Genomic DNA, 17,133 nt, shown 5'->3' on the forward strand with positions numbered 1-17,133 from the left:
GAATATCCTCCCTAATGTAATACATCTAATAAAATCTTGTTTAATAATTCATCTTTTGTATAACTTTCTTTAAAAGACTCCATATTATGCACATATTGTTCTTTGTTATGGTTTAATTTAGTAATGGAATCTAATAATGTTTGAGCACTTAATTCTGATTCATCTATCATTGTAGCATAACCTTTTTGTTCAAAGTGACTCGCATTATCAATTTGATCTCCTCTTGATTGATCTAAACCTAAAGGTATTAACAACATCGGAATACGTAATGTTAAAAATTCATAAATAGCATTTGAACCAGCACGCGAAACAACGAAATCAGTAATCGCTAATAAGTCGTTTAGTTCATCTTTTATAAATTCATACTGAACGTATCCTTCTCGCTTTATCGTATCATCTTTTAGGCCTTTTCCAGTCAAATGGATAATTTGGTAGTCTTTTAATAGACTGTCAAGATTATCACGAATTGCTTTATTTATCTTAGAACTACCCATGCTTCCTCCCATAACAAGTAATGTTTTTTTATTAGGAGATAATTGGGTAAATTGATAACCTTTTTCTTTATTTCCAGATTTTAAATTATCACGTATCACTGCACCAATAAATTCTGATTTAGAACGAGGTACATATTTTAGTGTCTCTTCAAATGTTGTATATAACTTTTTCGCGAATTTTAATGCAATTTTGTTAGCCAATCCTGGCGTTAAATCAGATTCATGTATAATCGTAGGAATATTTAAAGATTTTGCTGCTAATACTACTGGAACTGATACAAATCCGCCTTTAGAAAATAGCATATCTGGTTTTTCACGTTTTAATATTTTACGGGCATCAATAATGCCTTTAAGCACTTTGAATATATCTTTGAGATTTTCAAATGATAAATATCGGCGTAACTTTCCACTTGAAATAGTATAGTAAGGTGTATTTGGGAGTTGAGACATTATCATTTCTTTTTCAATCCCTTGTTTTGAACCAATATAGAACGTTTCATGTCCTTTTGCTTCTGCAGTTGGAATTAAACTTAAATTGACAGAGACATGTCCAACTGTTCCACCGCCTGTAAACACGATTTTGACCATAGTTATTCCTCTCATTTCTAGAAAAATTTAGTGATTTTAGAATACTACATTTTAAAGTATTCTAGGTACCATATGAGGTTGGTATCTATGATGATTCTGTTTTTTGTATCATTTCTTTTAAAACAGGATCTTCATTATTAATTTTATCGATTATCTTTTTTGTAAATTTGCGGTTTGTTTCATTATCAAACTCGCCTGTTTGGATAATATCTTCATGTCCTTGAAACTGTGTTATAGCTTGTCTTAATGATTCATCAAATGAAGCATCATTTGAATTGACAGCATATCCTAGTGATTTTAAGCCTACCTTAATCGATTGAACATAATCATTATTGTCTCCCAACTGGGCTGTATAGTTATCAGGTATAGCTTTTATCTTTTCATACTCTGGGCTAGCTATTTTAACATCAGGTGTAATCCCTTTATTGTGAATATAACGATGATGTGGTGTGAGCCATTTCATTTCAGTAAACTTTAAAAGTGACCCATCGCTAAACTCATGAGTGGTTTGAACAATGCCTTTTCCAAAAGATGTTTCACCATAAACCTTTGCGACATGATGATCCATTAATGCGCCTGTAAATACTTCAGAAGCACTTGCTGATCCTTCATTGATTAGAATAGAGATTTTTGCTTTGTCTATATTTTTAAGGGGTTGATTTGAAGTTCTTATCTTCTCAGTTTGACCATCTTTTTCAAGTTCAACTACGACTTGATCTTTTTCAAGAAAAATATTTGCCATTTTGATAGCTTCATCTAATAAACCACCCGGATTGTTTCTTAAATCCAAAATAATATTTTTATGTCCTTTTTGCAATGATTTCTGGATTTCTAGTTTGAGTTCGGAAGCTGTATTTTCTTGGAATTTACTAATCTTAAATACATCTGTCTTGCCATGTGCCTCACGTTCCACACTTTGGATATGTACAGTATCACGCTTTATGTTAAATGTTTTAATTTCATTATTTCGTTTGATCGTCAGTTGAACAGTCGTTCCTTTTTTACCACGAACCTTTGAAGTGACTTGATTTAAATCTTGATTATGAATGGATTTATGATTTACTTTAATCAATTCGTCTTTCGGCTTAAGCCCCACTTTTTCTGCAGGTGAATCTTTAATAGGTGTTGTAATAAAGATTTTTTTGCCTTTTTGTTCCATTTCGGCACCTATACCTACGAAATCACCTGATATATCTTCGTTAAATGATACAGTTTCAGATTTTGTCAGATACTCTGTATATGGATCATCAAGACTTTGGGTCATTCCTTTAATAGCATGATCCACCAATTGTGATTGGTCTTGTTTTTTATAGTAATGGTTAGCAATTAATTGATAAACTTGTCCAATTTTATCAGCATTTTGTTGAGTTTTAGAGTGGTGTTGATGATTGATATACAACAGAAAAAACGCACTTGTTAAGCATAATGTGACCACCATTGTAAGAATGATGCTTAGAATTAATTGGCGAAACGTAATGCGATGTTTTGAGGAATTTTCATCTTGATCATGTGTTTTTTCCTTCAACAGATACGTCTCCTTTCTATTAGGCGAAAAGAAGCAAGATGAGTTAGGTTTTATATCACCAATACTCAGAGCGACTGTATAACAGTATCTCGAAAGCAGGATTTCAACCTAACTTCAATCTTGCTTGACTTTAAATATATTTAGAATTGGCGCCATTCTAAAAATTCTTCATATAATTCATCAAAAACAGATAACGGTAGTGTATAGTTACCGTTAGTCTCGATGTAATCTGAAAGCGTGTTAAAATCACTTTCATGTTTAGGAAAGGTTAAATCGTTGTAGATTAACTCAGCAAACTGCCCTTTTTCATCGGAACGTCCTCTTACTGTAAGTGCAAATTGATAAAAAGAGGTGTTTTTCATTACGATAGCTTCACATCAATCACTTTAGAAGTACCACGTGTTAACGTTGCATCATCATGAATTTGGATAGAATCAGTTTGATCAGTATTTGTAATGATCACTGGTGATACAACAGATTTAGCATTTTGATTCATAAAATCAATATCAAACTTTAATAATTCATCTCCAACATTCACTTTATCTCCACTGTTTACTAACATTTCAAAACCTTCACCATTCAATTGAACTGTATCTATCCCAATATGAACTAAAATTTCTAAGCCATTATCTGTTTTTAAGCCGATAGCATGTTTAGTAGGAAACACGTTATCCACTGTTCCATTAATCGGTGATACTACAACACCTTCAGTAGGCTTAATTCCAAATCCTTCCCCCATCATTTTTTGAGCGAATACAGGGTCAGGGATGTCTTCGATTTTAACGTATTCACCTGTAATAGGTGCGTATACTTCAACATCTTTACTTAAGTTTTTATTATTTCCAAATAGTTTTTTAAACATATTATTCTCTCCTTTAGTTTAATCAAAAAGCTTAACAACATCACCATAGCCTAACTCTTCAAGTTTGTCGTAAGGGATAAATTGAATAGCAGCTGAGTTAATGCAATAACGTAAGCCCCCACGATCTTTAGGACCATCGTTAAATACATGACCGAGATGACTGTTACTGTCCTCAGAACGTACTTCAGTTCGAATCATGCCAAATGATTTATCTACGAGTTCAATAATATCTTGATCATCAATAGCTTTTGAAAAGCTTGGCCAACCACAATCAGATTCAAATTTATCCTCAGATGTAAATAATGGTTTACCCGATAATTTGTCCACATAGATACCTTTTTCATAATGATTCCAGTATTCATTTTCGAATGGTGGTTCAGTGCCATCTTGTTGCGTAACAAGATATTCTAAATCCGTTAAATCTTTTTTATCTTTTTTTATCATGACTGATTCCCCCAGTGTTTTTCAATAAATGCTTTTCTACCTGATCCAACCTGGTATTGTGCATAATGGGTAGGGTTTTTCTTATAGTAATCTTGATGATATTCTTCAGCTGGATAAAAGTTTTTGTATGGTTCTACTGGTGTTACAACTGGTTTATTGAAAATATTTGAATTGTTTAATTCAGTGATTTTTTGAAGCGCTTCATCTTTTTGTTGGTCGTTATGATAGAAAATTACAGGGCGATAACTTTCACCTCTATCAAAGAATTGACCATTTTTATCAGTTGGATCAAATGTTTTAAAATAAATATCTAAAATTGACTCAAAAGAAATCACTTCTGGGTCATATTCAATTTGAACAGCTTCAACGTGGCCAGTTGTGTTAGTACAAACCTCTTCATAAGTGGGGTTTTCAGTGTGTCCGCCACTGTAACCAGATATAACTTCATGAATGCCGTCAAAACTTGTAAACGGTTTGACTAAGCACCAGAAACAACCACCTGCTAATGTTGCATGTGCCATACTAACAACCTCCAATAGTTAAATATGTGTTGAATTCTTTAAAACAATGAGACCAATAGCTCCTTGACCAGTATGAGCTGAAATAATAGGTGTTGTACTACTTGTATCGAAGTGCTGTATTTGAAATGTATCATCTAATTTTTCTTTAAATTTCTCTAAAAAGCCTAATGCATTGGCATGTGAAATACCAACAGATTCAACCACATCATTACCTATAAATGACTTCAAATCATTGATGACATATTTTATAGTAGCGCCTTGTGTTCTAGCATTGTGAATCATTTCGAGATTTCCGTCAACTAATTCACCTATAGGCTTGATTTTAATAAGATTACCAATTAACCCTTTTGTTTTACTAATGCGGCCGCCTTTAATTAATTGATCAAGTTGACCGATAATAACGTAAAGTTTTATATTTTTTTGTAGTTTTTCTATCTTATGAATAATTTCTTCAGTAGATAAACCGGCCTCAATCCACTTGATAAGATATTTAAGTTGATAGCCAAGCCCATGGGAAATTGACTTTGAATCTATAACTGTAATCTCTCCTTCTACCATTTGACTTGCTTGAAGTGCAGTTTGATAAGTACCACTTAATCCCGCAGATAAATGAATACTGATGACTTCATATCCCTTTTGTGTTAATTCTGTGTATTTTTCAACAAATTTACCAATAGGAGGTTGGCTAGTTTTTAAATCGTTTTGATCATCTTCTAAATATTGGATAAATTCATCAGAAGAAATGTCGACTTGATCTTCATGTGATTTGCCATTAATAGTCACACTAAGTGGTATGACATGGATTTGATGAGCCTCCAAAAAAGAAGGATCTAAATCTGATGTAGAATCTGTAACTATAATTTTTTTCATGTTTAATGCCCCCTAAATCTACTTTCTAACAAGGTGTAAAAATGTGTGTGGATATTTATTTTTGTCATCAACAATACCTTCTTCTGAAGATTCCACCGTCCAATCAGAGAAATGATAAGGTGGGAAAAAAGTGTCAGCTTGAAATTTATCTTCAATGACAGTGATATACATATCATCTACTTTATCTATAAATGCTTCAAACAATGATTGACCACCAAAAATAAAGACATGTCCTTCTAACTCATCGATTTCCTTAATATCATGTATGACATCAACGCCTTCTGGATTGAAGTCATGGTTAGATGTTAACACAACGTTACGACGGTTGGGTAAAGGTCTACCAATAGATTCATAAGTTCCGCGCCCCATAACAAGTGTATTCCCTGTTGATAGTTTTTTTACATGCTTTAGGTCATTTGGTAAATGCCAGGGTAAAGCATTTTTATAACCAATACCTCTATTTTGATCGTGAGCTACCAAAATTGATAATGTCATTTGATTACCTCCTTTATACTGCAATTGGTGCTTTGATTGATGGATGTGATTGATAGTTTTTAATTTCTAAATCTTCGTATTCTATGTCAAATATTGAACGATCAGAATGAATCACTAATTCAGGCGCATCAAATCCATCTCGTTCTAACTGTTTATGAATTGCATCAAAATGGTTACTATAAATATGTGCATCGCCTAAGGTATGCACAAATTCACCCACTTCGTATCCACATTCTCGAGCGACAAGGTGGGTTAGTAAAGCATAACTTGCAATATTAAAAGGAACACCTAAGAAAATATCTGCACTTCTTTGATACAATTGACAACTTAATTTACCATTTTCTACATAGAATTGAAACAATGTATGACAAGGTGGTAATGCCATTGAATCAATTTCAGCTGGATTCCAAGCACTCACAATATGACGTCTAGAATAAGGGTGAGTTTTAAGCTGTTCAATCACATTTTTAAGTTGATCAATGGAAGTACCGTCAATACCTTTCCAATCGCGCCACTGTTTACCATAAACATTACCTAAATCTCCATGTTTAATCATAAAATCATCATCTTCAAGTATTTTTGTTTTAAATTTTTCCATTTCAGCCTTGTAAATTTCATTGAATTTAGGATCTTGTTGAGCGCGGTGACCAAAATTTGTCATATCTGGACCGTGATAATCAGGACTCTTCACGTAGTTCTCAAAAGCCCATTCATTCCAAATGTTATTATTATATTGCAATAGATATCTTAAGTTAGTATCGCCTCTTATGAACCAAATTAATTCTGTAGCAATTAATTTGAATGATACCTTTTTCGTTGTAAGTAAAGGAAATCCTTGAGATAAATCAAAGCGCATCTGGTGACCAAATTTAGAAACTGTACCTGTAGCCGTGCGATCATCTCGTTTATTGCCGACTTCTAAAATTTCTTCACACAATTGATGGTAAACTGTATCAAATGGATTCATGGCATACACCTCTTCCTTCATAATTTCGTACTTAATATCTATAATAGATGATTTTGTAGTAATTGAAAAACGATAACAAATAATACCAACCAAAAAAATGAGAAAATGAAATCGCGTTCTACTTCCACATTTCATTTTCTCATTATAACTAATTTACACTTCGTTAATATTTAATAGAGTTAGCAATGTGCATCAAATGCATCTTTTAAATCCATTGCAATATCATTAATATCTCGACCTTCAATATGTTCACGTGGAATAAAATGAACTAAATCTTTACCTTTAAATAGTGCAAATGAAGGACTTGAAGGCACTTGTTGAATATAGTTGCGCATTTTTTCAGTAGCTGCTTTATCTTGTCCAGCAAATACTGTTACTTTGTGAGAAGGTTTGCGTTCATTTTGTTCTGCAACAGCAACTGCTGCTGGACGTGCTAATCCTGCCGCACAGCCACAAGTAGAGTTGATTACGACAAATGTTGTATCGTCAGGATTAACTTGTTCCATGTATTGGGATACGTCCTCTTCAGTTTCTAGACTTTTAAAGCCATTCTGTGTTAATTCGCCGCGCATTTGAGCAGCAAGTTCTTTCATATAAGCATCATAAGCATTCATTATAGATATCTCCTTTTATTCATTTTTACTGATTTCGATTTGCGATTTGTTTCCATACTGAACCAAGTGCCTGTTCTCCATTTTCAATACGCTCTATGGCCATTTGTACTTGCAATTTAACTTCATAAGCAGGGTCGTTTTGATGTTGTTTTAATGTTTCAAGTTGTTCAGGTCCGCCTTCATCAAAAATGAACATAGCGGCGCGCCATCTTACAATTTTTTGAGAATCAGATAATGCTTTTTCCATTTCAGGAAGTGCTTCCTTAAACCCTAAATCACTAAGACAATCCCCAGCTGTACGTCTCACCGCTGGACTTTGATCATGTAATCCTTGATATAAATAAGGAAGGGTTGCTTTATCCTCTATCATCCCTAGCAAGACAATAGCTTCTCTACGTAAAGGCACTTTTGACTCATTTAAAGCATAATTCAGTAAACTATAGTCGTCCTTTGTAGGTGTCGGGAATTGCTTCAACATATTTAAACGAACTTTCCAATCAGTTTCATTTTGATACTGTGACAATGTCACATGATGATAAGTTTTGATAGGTGTATCAGTATTAGATGAAAGGGCTTGTTCGATTAAAGCATTCAATGTCTCATCTGGATACATAGCATTCATTTCATCTTCAACATCTTTTAAAATTTCGTCGAATGATCCATAACGAATACCGATGTCTTCCCACTTTCTTAGGAATATTACATTATCATCTGGCTTTTGTACTTTCATCATTGCATCAATAAAACGGTCTTCTAACTGTAAACGCGATTCTTCTGCAGGTGTAGTGAGTTTAATTTGATAAGGAATTTGTTTAAACTTTAAAACTTCAACCTTAACTTCTCCAAAGTGTTCTTCTGGCTCTTGTGCTATTGGATCATCACTTTTACCATTAACTTCGGCAGTGATTTTTGGAAGTAACGCTTCCCAATCTGCTTTAGGTTGTTTATCGACAGCAATAAAATCCATTACATAGAAAACTGATTTTACACCTTCGATTGCTAAGATTGTATTTATAAATTGTGGATTCGCATCATCGATTTCAGTAAATGTTTGAGATTGATTATCTTCTCTCTTTTCAGAAAGTACGAGCTTCATTGTGTTTGGACTCGGTGTAGGTTCAACTTTAATAACCTCCATACTCAACCTCCCTTATAGATAACTTATTGCAGTTCATTACCTAGTTGTTGAATTTGCTTCCCTATTGAGCATTCATTAATACAAAAGTGATGAGCTTGCGTTCGATTTTTATGTTTACGTAAATGCGTTTTAATCAAACAATGTTGACAATATTCATACATTAATCTATCGATATGATTAATTGCTTCTTTTTTAGAATCTGTTAACACATGTCTCACCCTTTCACTAAATATGGTACACTGCATTTCTAAATTATGATAACACGATTTTATAGGACATTGAAGCGTTTGACTCAACAATTGCATGAATAAAATTTCATTGTTGAAAAAGTATTTATTATGCATTATGATAGTTGAGTTGTTAAACGAAGCGGTTTCTAAACACCCGCGTCATCAAAATTTAGGAGGAATGTTTAAATGTATAATGAATTATTAGGGTTAGTTGCCTTCTTAACCACTTTTATATTAATGGTTCTTATGTTTCGTTTTTTTGGGAAAGAAGGACTTTATGCATGGGTAGCTATTGGAACAATTATCGCAAATATTCAAGTTTTAAAAACTGTTGATATTTTTACGATTTCAGCAACACTTGGTAATGTTATGTTTGCTTCAATTTATCTAGCAACAGATATTTTGAATGATATTTATGGAAGAAAAGTTGCAAAAAAAGCGGTGTGGCTTGGTTTTTCTTCAACTTTAGTTATGATTATCGTAATGCAAGTTTCTCTCGCTTTTCATCCCAGTAGTGCAGATGTTGCACATTCAGCATTAAAATCTATTTTTGGTGTCGTACCACGTATAGCTTTTGCATCTATATTGGCATATATCATTGGTCAACATATTGATGTATTTATATTTAGTACAATACGCAAAATCTTTAGTTCTGATCGAACTTTTTATATTCGAGCATACGGCAGTACAGCAATTAGCTCAATTATTGATACGGCATTATTTGTTGTTATTGCTTTTGTCGGAGGTCCGCTACCAAACGCAGTAATTTTTGAGATATTTATCACAACATATTTCTTAAAGCTTTTAGCTACTGTACTCAATGTTCCCTTTGGTTATTGGGCGAAATCAATGTATCGTCGTTCTAAAATAAACGAAAGTGAAACATTTATCAAATAGTACTAAAGTGTTGAGTTCATGTTTTTCAAATGAATAATGCAGATTTTGAAGTAAATAGATTAGTTGTTTTGTTATATTAATATCATATAACATTATATTTGAAGTCTTGTTAGAATATATATAGAAATGAGATGAACATATGGCTAAAATATATTTTGACGCTGCTTCTAACGGAAATCCTGGTATGAGTACTTACGGTATAGCAATTGTGGATAACGATGTTAGAGAGACATATTCAGGATTTTTAGGTGAGATGGATAATCATAGTGCTGAATGGGAAGCAATGTTATTAGCATTAGATAAAGCACACAGTCTAAATATACGTAATGCATTACTCCATACTGACTCAAAATTAATTGAAGAAGCTGTGGAAAGGGAGTTTGTGAGAAATCCTGTATTTCAGAATTACTTAAAACAATATTTCATAAAAGCTCAATTATTTGATCTAAGTATTGTAAAATGGGTGCCTCGTGCTCAAAATAAAGAAGCGAACCATTTAGCACAAAATGCATTATTTCAACTCAAAAATAATAAATCAAAGTAAAATTGAAATACAAAAGCATGTCGTCACTTTTAACGGCATGCTTTTGTTACTATTATTTAGATTTAAATAATTTGTTAATATAATTTTTTGAGACGTTCAACTCATATTTTTCACAAACATCAAGTACATGCATACTATTGAAAGTATAGCGTAGTTGGTTTTCTATATTTGAAAAAGTAAATGGCACGTCTGTATGAATTGTCGCTAAGAAATAAGAAATTTTTAAATGATCCATATCGCGTGTAATCATTGACTGTTGGCGAGGCGTTAATTCGTCTAAATGTTGTAAAACTCCATCAACAGAATGGTATTGACGAATAAGTTTTATAGCTGTTCGCTCTCCAATTCCTTTCACGCCATAATAGCCATCTGCAGTATCTCCCATGAATGCTTTTACGTCAATTAATTGATGTGGTACTATACCATATTCATTTTCAAATCGCTCTTTATTATAAACATTATATTCTGTGAATCCTTTTTTGATTAGACACACTTTAACTCGTTCACCCAAGCATTGTAGTAAGTCTTTATCACCCGTAATAATATAAATTTCATTTGTTTCAGAATGTGATAAATATTTTGTTAAAGTACCAATGATATCATCTGCTTCATAATTCTTAACACCAATATTTTCAAATTGTAATGCCTCTGAAACTTGATGAACCAGATTAAATTGAGGTTTCAGAGCTTCAGGAGGTTCTGGTCGATGTCCTTTATAATCATTAAAAGTTTCATTTCGAAATGTTGTAGCTCCCATATCCCAACACACAGCGACATGTGTTGGATTGATTTGATAAATGGCACTAAAAATATGCCTCACAAAACCTTGTACACCATTTGTAGGTGTTCCTTCAGAGTTCAACATATAGTTTTTATGAATGCTTGAAGCATAAAAGTGACGAAATAGTAAAGCCATGCCGTCAACTAACAAAATTTTGTTAGACATGTTGCGCCTCCTCGATTGATATGGTTTGATCAAACTGTTTGATGAGTGATTTAATTTCATTAATTTGCTCATCATCTAAGTCGAATTGAATCATAGAGGTCACTTCGTGTTGTGCTGTTGCTTCCATTTCATTTAAGCGTTCTTTTGAAGATGATTTTAAACGGTTTAATAGATCTTCAAGAGATTGCTTTAAATCATGAATTTTTGGTTGTAAAAGCTCTATCGTGTTATCTTTAATGATTTCATGAATTTCTTTTTGGTATTGCGGGTTTAAAATATGTTTTTTAGTTAACACTTTAGGTAATTCACGTGTAAAGGAATTTAGTTCAATTTTGAGAAATGCCTCTTGTATGTCATCAACTTTTTTACTTAAATCTGATTCAACCATAATATGATACTGTTGCAGTTGTTTTAAAACTGGAGCAATCTCATTTTCAAAAGTATTACGATGAAAATGTTTTACTCGTTCTACTAACAGAGTTTGTTCTAAATATAATTTTTGATGAATTTGATCTAAATAAATTTTTGAAGCACGTATCTTTTCTTGTTTGAAATCTTTAGTATCAGTCATTTGTCCATTAAATACAGATTTAACATCATCTAATAATTGGATTTTTAATCTTTCGTTTAAATGATACAATTGGTCGTCAATTTCATTACTTGTTTTTTGGACTAAAGATGAAATGATTTGATCTTGATTGAAAATAGTTGGTTGTGATAATGTTTTTAATTGTTGTTTATTTTGTTGTAATTCATGATGATTCGTCTCATAATCAGTTACCATATTTTGATACGCATGGCGTACATATCCAAGTTGGTTCATTATGTTACGCTCTAATACGTGTTTAGACTCAACCTTCGTGAAATGTTCGATACTTTCTTTAAGTGCTGCAACGCCATCATCAGAATCTATCAATGCATTTCGACTTGAAACACTAAAGATTTCAGGCGACATTTGCACATCTAATAGTGCATTTCTTACATATTCTTTAACTGCTTCTTCATCATGTTCAGATTCTGCCAGGTCTGATGCATTAATCACCATCTTAAATGCTTGTTGTTCAGCTAATTGATTAATATTTTTCATATGTTCAATAAATAGTTTGTCATTATCAGTAAATGAGTGATTAAAGTAACTTACGTATAAAATAAGGTCAGATGTCGTCAAGATTTTTTCGGTTTCATGTGTATGGCGTTGATTATTAGAATGTAATCCTAGTGAGTCAATAATAACTTTATCTTTAAGCCAATCAATAGGTAATTGAATACTAACTTTATCTACAAATGTTGCATATTCATCTTCAGCGCTCCATTTTCTAACTTCATCTTTAGAAATAGCATGTTCTAACCCCTTTTGGACTAAATCTTCGTACAAAGTATAATTCTTTTCAATTGCTTCAATAAATGCTACACGATTTTTATCAATACTTGCTTTAAGTTGTGTTTTGTCAAAATCTAAAAAAGATTGAATTGAGTTAAAAGTATGTCCGATAATGTCAGTCACATTATTTATTTCTTCTAACAGTGACGCTTGTGTTTTGAAAGTAATATGATTTTGATTACCATAAGATATTTCAGTTGTAGCTGCTGTTGTTGGATTAGGTGAACTCACTAAATAGTGATCGCCTAATAAAGCGTTAATTAAACTACTTTTACCAGCACTAAATGTTCCAAAAACACCAATTTTTATAATACGATTATCCATACGTTTCAAAGTGTTTTGTATATTTTGAAGTGTATTATGGAATAATGGACCATTTTTAAGTAAATCTAAAGCGGATAAAACCTCATCTTTTGAAAAGCTTGATGATAACGATTTTTTGATTTCCGTATCACTATTTTTGTGTTCGTCAATAGAGTCTTCATGTTTAGGATGATATTCGATACGTTTTCTATCAATCAGTTTATCGAGTGAATCATCCATATGAATATAATAATGTCTATAATTCTCAGTATCCAAAGATCTTTTTAATTGGTTAAGTGAAAGATAACGATCATATAGATTTTGGGTTTCATTATCCACATGAGTATTATCATCAGCTTTAACTGTTTTGACAATTTTCTCATCAAGTGGTTCAGAATTTTTTAAAATAAATTGTCTGATTGATTTCATAAGATCTTCTGCAAAAGTTAATACATATTGATTACTAATATTGATTTGAGTTTGATATAAATCGGTTACTAATGTTTCAGGCAATTTTACTTCTTGATTAAGTATATGTTCATTTAAATTCGTATCATTGCTAAAACGTGTTAAAAATGCCATATCATCTTGCATTGGTTTATAAATATTCTGTGTAATTTTATTTTGGAGTTGTGACATTAACTGTTCAAGACGTACTGTCCTTTCAGCTTCGGTTTTTTTCTTTTTATTTAAGAATCCTCCAACTTTAAAGTCTTTCGTCATACTTTCTAAATAGTGACGTATTTGTTCACGTGTATCATGTGTCATGATATAGGCATTATCTATTATAGATTTACGTTTTTCATATAGATAATGTTTTAACGCCGATTTATCATTTAATAATTTTGCTTCTTCACTGACAGCTTCATTTTGTTGGAATTTATTATAAGCATGATCAAATTCGTCAGCTTCTATATTAAGTTCTTCAAGAATGAAATCCATCGCATTATTTAAATAGCTTGATTGTTTAGAAGTAATGAATGTTGTAATTCGATTAACAAAATCTGAAATGGATTCTCGATTGTTGTCATGAGAATGAATAAATGATTTGAGCTGATCGATCTGGTTATTAGGATGGTCGAATTTTGATACATAGAATGTTTCAATAAGGTCAATATCCCAATCTGATATCGATTTTTGTACACGTGTTTTAAAAGTATCAAAGCTAATTTCATTATCTTGATGTTTATCTATTTGATTGATAACAAAGACAACAGGAATACGAGCTTGATTTAAGCGTTTCATAAATTCAAAATTGAGTGCTGACTGAACATGATTATAATCTACAGTATAGAAGACAATATTACTTGTATATAAAAAGCTTTCTGTACTCATACTATGTGATTGTACGTTAGAATCTACTCCGGGTGTATCTTGAAATGTAAGACCGTCATTAAAAAGATTTGTTTTGAAGCGGATATCAATAGATTCTACATTAAAATTTTCCCTATTCATTTGTTTGACTTCACTATAATCTTTTAAAATAGTATATTTTTGATTTTCTAAATTAGCAGTAATACTATTTTCTTTAGCTACTGTTACTAAAGCGGTGTTACTTGTTGTTGGTACAGGTGAACTTGGTAATATTTCCTGTTCAATCAAATGATTAATTAGCGTTGATTTTCCCGCTGAAAAGTGGCCTACAAATGTTAGAGTATAATGATTTAAAAATACTTTTTTAATAATTTGATTTATCATTGTGACAAGTTGATGATGATCTGACTTTTCAACTTCTTTTTTTAATTTATATAATATATCTAATTCAGTTTGATTTTGCATTAATATATACCCCTTGTTTCAGTCTATCTTTAATTGTATTACATTTAACGATGTTACAAAAGTAGAATTATCGTTAAAACTATAATATAACAATCATTGATTCAATTGGCATATATAAAGATATGGGTTAGAATTTCAAAGGATTTAAAAAGAGAGTACATATATCTAAAAATGGAGAATGATAAAAAGTGTAGAACTATAGCAAATCGTCATTATAGCAAGGCCCATAATGAGGAACTTACAATGACGATTATACTCTAATTCCAAAGATGTGATTACTTAATATTATAAAGTGAGGTCTTTTGAAACTTTTTTCTGTTTTCGAATTTTCATTATTTGTGAAATAACATAAATAATAATGCCTAACCATATAAAACAAAATGTAATAAATTGGTCAGTGTTAAATGGTTCTTTAAATACGAGTATACCTAGAATGAAAATAATTGTTGGTCCTAAGTATTGTATAAAACCCATTAGTGATAAAGGAATACGTATAGCACCAGCAGAAAATGCAAGTAATGGTAAAACAGTAGCTGCACCAGAAAATAGTAACCAGAATGTTGATAAATTCCATCCAACACTTAATCCAGAATGTTGATAAATATAAAATAAATAGATAAGAGCTGCTGGAGTTGTTGCAATGGTTTCAATTGTGATACCGCTTAATGCATTTAAAGGTACAAGTTTTTTTAACAGACCATAAAACCCGAAAGTGAAAGCAAGTACTAGAGAGATTACCGGTAACTCCCCTACTTTTACTGTCATGTATAAAACACCAGCTGCTGCTATAATAATAGCACACCATTCTAATCGACTGAATCGTTCTTTAAAGAAAATCATCGATAAAAATATACTTACTAAAGGATTAATGTAATAGCCTAGACTTGTTTGGAGAACATACCCAGCTTCAATTGCATAAATGAAAGTTCCCCAGTTAATCGTAACGATATATCCTGCTAAAATAATAATGAATAATTTCTTAGGATACTCTAATAAATATTTAAGGTCTAGTGTTAATTGATGTTTCTGCTTTAATAGTGGTACAAGTACAGCCAATAAAATCAATGATAAAACAATTCGAATCATTAAAGTTTCAATCGCATCAATACCATGTATAAGTGCCCAGTATAGAGGTAAAGTCCCCCACATAAAATATGCTAAAAATGCAAAGAATATTCCTTTTTTAAATTCTTGTGGTTGCATAATATCCCCCTATTCTATAGTTATAAATACAATGAAATTATTTCTTTTTAGCCCAATACTGATAAAAAGTAGTTTCAATATAACCATTAAATAATTTTCGACGCTTTGTTGCTTTTTGATTCACAAGATACTCAAAAGCTTTATGACTTGTCATAATATATAGTGATAATTGAGGGTTTTGTTTGAGTAACGTACCTAAATATCGATACATTTCTTCTACTTCGTCACGATCACCAATACGTTCTCCATAAGGTGGATTTCCAATTAAGCCAATTGGCCCATCATAATCGATGGTTAAAGTATTAACATCTTTCACGTCGAATTGTATAATATCCCCAACACCGACCTCGTCAGCATTTCTTTTAGCTATATCTATCATATCTGGATCAATATCGTAAGCATAGATGGTAATCTCTTTATCATAATCTGCTTTTGAATCAGCTTCAGCTCTTAATTGAGCGAATAATCCATCTGGGATAAAATCCCATTCCTCTGAAACGAATGAACGGTTAAAGCCAGGTGCAATATTTTGCGCAATTAAACAAGCTTCAATTGCAATTGTACCAGATCCACAAAATGGATCTATAAGCGGCGTATCACCTGTCCAATTAGCAAGCTTAACAAGGCTGGCAGCTAGGGTTTCTTTTATTGGAGCCTCCCCTTGTGCAAGGCGATACCCTCTTTTATTTAATCCAGATCCTGACGTATCGATTGTAAGTAATACCTTATCTTTGAGAATATTAACTTCAATTGGGTATGTAGCCCCAGATTCATCAAGCCATCCTTTTACATGATGTGCTTGTTTTAACTTTTCAACAATAGCTTTTTTTGTGATAGATTGAACATCTGGAACACTATGTAGTTTAGACTTTAAACTTCTACCTTGCACAGGAAACGCACCATTTTCAGGAATGAATAATTCCCACGGTAAAGCTTTAACTTTTTCAAAAAGTTCATCGAAACTGTAAGCATTGAACTCACCCACGACAAGTTTTACTCGATCAGCGGTTCTTAACCATAGATTTGTTTCAACAATAGCTTTTTCATCACCTTCAAAATAAATACGACCGTTTTCAACTCGTGTCTCATAGCCTAAATCTTTAAGTTCTTTAGAGACAATTGATTCTAGACCCATAGGACACACTGCTAGTAGTTGATACATCATTTTCCCTCCTTGTTGTTAATGGTTATTAATTTATAAAAATGAAAGGGGCTGGGACATAAATACAGCTCCAAAAGAACCCCGCTAAGATTCCAAATTGGATTTTAGCGGGGTTCTTTATATAATTTACACATATTGTTTCAAAAAAATAAAGCCCTCACTTATAATAA

General features: G+C 32.1%; 18 protein-coding genes. 2 read left to right on the top strand and 16 right to left on the bottom strand.

The genetic code is table 11. The annotated features are described in order from the left end of the window. Positions 1-11 precede the first annotated feature (11 nt). The 12 genes from murG to HHH54_RS07610 form a co-directional block, all read right to left on the bottom strand. Positions 12-1,082 carry an undecaprenyldiphospho-muramoylpentapeptide beta-N-acetylglucosaminyltransferase gene (gene murG / locus HHH54_RS07555; protein WP_198618240.1) on the bottom strand — a complete coding sequence of 357 codons (1,071 nt, stop codon included), beginning with the start codon at positions 1,080-1,082 and terminating at the stop codon, positions 12-14. An 85-nt stretch (positions 1,083-1,167) separates the two neighbouring features. After that, positions 1,168-2,610 carry a S41 family peptidase gene (locus HHH54_RS07560; RefSeq protein WP_432813800.1) on the bottom strand — a complete coding sequence of 481 codons (1,443 nt, stop codon included), beginning with the start codon at positions 2,608-2,610 and terminating at the stop codon, positions 1,168-1,170. A 137-nt stretch (positions 2,611-2,747) separates the two neighbouring features. Further along, positions 2,748-2,969: a YozE family protein gene (locus tag HHH54_RS07565; RefSeq protein WP_198618241.1), complete on the bottom strand. Its 222-nt coding sequence runs from the start codon at positions 2,967-2,969 to the stop codon at positions 2,748-2,750. Then, positions 2,969-3,469: a PTS sugar transporter subunit IIA gene (locus HHH54_RS07570; protein ID WP_198618242.1), complete on the bottom strand. Its 501-nt coding sequence runs from the start codon at positions 3,467-3,469 to the stop codon at positions 2,969-2,971. The genes HHH54_RS07565 and HHH54_RS07570 overlap by 1 nt, the downstream gene beginning before the upstream one ends. An 18-nt stretch (positions 3,470-3,487) precedes the next feature. Next, complete coding sequence (gene msrB / locus HHH54_RS07575) at positions 3,488-3,913, bottom strand: peptide-methionine (R)-S-oxide reductase MsrB (protein ID WP_198618243.1); 426 nt, start codon at positions 3,911-3,913, stop codon at positions 3,488-3,490. Beyond that, the gene (gene msrA / locus HHH54_RS07580; RefSeq protein ID WP_198618244.1) at positions 3,910-4,434 is read right to left on the bottom strand and encodes a peptide-methionine (S)-S-oxide reductase MsrA; all 525 of its coding nucleotides are present in this window, start codon (positions 4,432-4,434) and stop codon (positions 3,910-3,912) included. Before msrA ends, msrB begins: the two co-directional genes overlap by 4 nt. Before the next feature lie 18 nt (positions 4,435-4,452). Next, on the bottom strand, positions 4,453-5,304 hold the full coding sequence (locus tag HHH54_RS07585; RefSeq protein ID WP_198618245.1) for a DegV family protein: 852 nt from the start codon (positions 5,302-5,304) through the stop codon (positions 4,453-4,455). Positions 5,305-5,322: 18 nt separating this feature from the next. Then, complete coding sequence (locus HHH54_RS07590) at positions 5,323-5,799, bottom strand: dihydrofolate reductase (protein WP_198618246.1); 477 nt, start codon at positions 5,797-5,799, stop codon at positions 5,323-5,325. Between the two features lie 13 nt (positions 5,800-5,812). Next, positions 5,813-6,766 carry a thymidylate synthase gene (locus HHH54_RS07595; protein ID WP_198618247.1) on the bottom strand — a complete coding sequence of 318 codons (954 nt, stop codon included), beginning with the start codon at positions 6,764-6,766 and terminating at the stop codon, positions 5,813-5,815. Between the two features lie 179 nt (positions 6,767-6,945). Next, complete coding sequence (gene brxA, locus HHH54_RS07600) at positions 6,946-7,380, bottom strand: bacilliredoxin BrxA (protein ID WP_198618248.1); 435 nt, start codon at positions 7,378-7,380, stop codon at positions 6,946-6,948. Between the two features lie 25 nt (positions 7,381-7,405). Next, entirely contained in the window at positions 7,406-8,518 is a 1,113-nt protein-coding gene (locus HHH54_RS07605) for a virulence factor (protein ID WP_198618249.1), read from the bottom strand. Between the two features lie 23 nt (positions 8,519-8,541). Continuing rightward, positions 8,542-8,763, bottom strand: coding sequence for a zinc-finger domain-containing protein (locus HHH54_RS07610; RefSeq protein WP_232796286.1), 222 nt, complete (start codon positions 8,761-8,763; stop codon positions 8,542-8,544). A gap of 171 nt (positions 8,764-8,934) precedes the next feature. Between HHH54_RS07610 and HHH54_RS07615 the strand changes: the two genes are divergently transcribed. Together HHH54_RS07615 and HHH54_RS07620 are read left to right on the top strand one after the other, a co-directional pair. Then, positions 8,935-9,645 (top strand): queuosine precursor transporter, encoded by a 711-nt coding sequence (locus tag HHH54_RS07615; protein ID WP_198618250.1) that lies wholly within the window; start codon positions 8,935-8,937, stop codon positions 9,643-9,645. 139 nt (positions 9,646-9,784) lie between these two features. Further along, a complete protein-coding gene (locus HHH54_RS07620) occupies positions 9,785-10,189 on the top strand; it encodes a ribonuclease HI family protein (RefSeq protein WP_198618251.1) in 405 nt (134 codons plus the stop codon). Between the two features lie 52 nt (positions 10,190-10,241). Here the strand turns inward: HHH54_RS07620 and HHH54_RS07625 are convergent, their stop codons facing one another. The 4 genes from HHH54_RS07625 to HHH54_RS07640 all read right to left on the bottom strand — a co-directional run bounded on the left by HHH54_RS07625 (position 10,242) and on the right by HHH54_RS07640 (position 16,963). Beyond that, positions 10,242-11,135: a 5'-3' exonuclease gene (locus tag HHH54_RS07625; RefSeq protein WP_198618252.1), complete on the bottom strand. Its 894-nt coding sequence runs from the start codon at positions 11,133-11,135 to the stop codon at positions 10,242-10,244. Then, entirely contained in the window at positions 11,128-14,598 is a 3,471-nt protein-coding gene (locus tag HHH54_RS07630; protein WP_198618253.1) for a dynamin family protein, read from the bottom strand. Before HHH54_RS07630 ends, HHH54_RS07625 begins: the two co-directional genes overlap by 8 nt. A 285-nt stretch (positions 14,599-14,883) precedes the next feature. Further along, positions 14,884-15,801, bottom strand: a complete 918-nt coding sequence (rarD, locus tag HHH54_RS07635) for an EamA family transporter RarD (protein ID WP_198618254.1) — start codon at positions 15,799-15,801, stop codon at positions 14,884-14,886. Positions 15,802-15,838: 37 nt separating this feature from the next. Further along, positions 15,839-16,963, bottom strand: coding sequence for a THUMP domain-containing class I SAM-dependent RNA methyltransferase (locus HHH54_RS07640; protein WP_198618255.1), 1,125 nt, complete (start codon positions 16,961-16,963; stop codon positions 15,839-15,841). Between the last annotated feature and the right edge of the window lie 170 nt (positions 16,964-17,133).

The organism is Staphylococcus canis (assembly GCF_016238445.1).
GTDB classification, from domain to species: domain Bacteria; phylum Bacillota; class Bacilli; order Staphylococcales; family Staphylococcaceae; genus Staphylococcus; species Staphylococcus canis.

Bases quoted from the DNA above. Each gene is read 5' to 3' on its own strand.
- HHH54_RS07625 (WP_198618252.1), bottom strand. From the start codon at position 11,135: ATGTCTAACAAAATTTTGTTAGTTGACGGCATGGCTTTACTATTTCGT.
- HHH54_RS07610 (WP_232796286.1), bottom strand. From the start codon at position 8,763: ATGCAGTGTACCATATTTAGTGAAAGGGTGAGACATGTGTTAACAGAT.
- HHH54_RS07590 (WP_198618246.1), bottom strand. From the start codon at position 5,799: ATGACATTATCAATTTTGGTAGCTCACGATCAAAATAGAGGTATTGGT.
- HHH54_RS07630 (WP_198618253.1), bottom strand. From the start codon at position 14,598: ATGCAAAATCAAACTGAATTAGATATATTATATAAATTAAAAAAAGAA.
- brxA (WP_198618248.1), bottom strand. From the start codon at position 7,380: ATGAATGCTTATGATGCTTATATGAAAGAACTTGCTGCTCAAATGCGC.
- msrA (WP_198618244.1), bottom strand. From the start codon at position 4,434: ATGGCACATGCAACATTAGCAGGTGGTTGTTTCTGGTGCTTAGTCAAA.
- HHH54_RS07605 (WP_198618249.1), bottom strand. From the start codon at position 8,518: ATGGAGGTTATTAAAGTTGAACCTACACCGAGTCCAAACACAATGAAG.
- HHH54_RS07615 (WP_198618250.1), top strand. From the start codon at position 8,935: ATGTATAATGAATTATTAGGGTTAGTTGCCTTCTTAACCACTTTTATA.
- HHH54_RS07570 (WP_198618242.1), bottom strand. From the start codon at position 3,469: ATGTTTAAAAAACTATTTGGAAATAATAAAAACTTAAGTAAAGATGTT.
- rarD (WP_198618254.1), bottom strand. From the start codon at position 15,801: ATGCAACCACAAGAATTTAAAAAAGGAATATTCTTTGCATTTTTAGCA.
- HHH54_RS07595 (WP_198618247.1), bottom strand. From the start codon at position 6,766: ATGAATCCATTTGATACAGTTTACCATCAATTGTGTGAAGAAATTTTA.
- HHH54_RS07640 (WP_198618255.1), bottom strand. From the start codon at position 16,963: ATGTATCAACTACTAGCAGTGTGTCCTATGGGTCTAGAATCAATTGTC.
- HHH54_RS07620 (WP_198618251.1), top strand. From the start codon at position 9,785: ATGGCTAAAATATATTTTGACGCTGCTTCTAACGGAAATCCTGGTATG.
- murG (WP_198618240.1), bottom strand. From the start codon at position 1,082: ATGGTCAAAATCGTGTTTACAGGCGGTGGAACAGTTGGACATGTCTCT.
- HHH54_RS07585 (WP_198618245.1), bottom strand. From the start codon at position 5,304: ATGAAAAAAATTATAGTTACAGATTCTACATCAGATTTAGATCCTTCT.
- msrB (WP_198618243.1), bottom strand. From the start codon at position 3,913: ATGATAAAAAAAGATAAAAAAGATTTAACGGATTTAGAATATCTTGTT.
- HHH54_RS07565 (WP_198618241.1), bottom strand. From the start codon at position 2,969: ATGAAAAACACCTCTTTTTATCAATTTGCACTTACAGTAAGAGGACGT.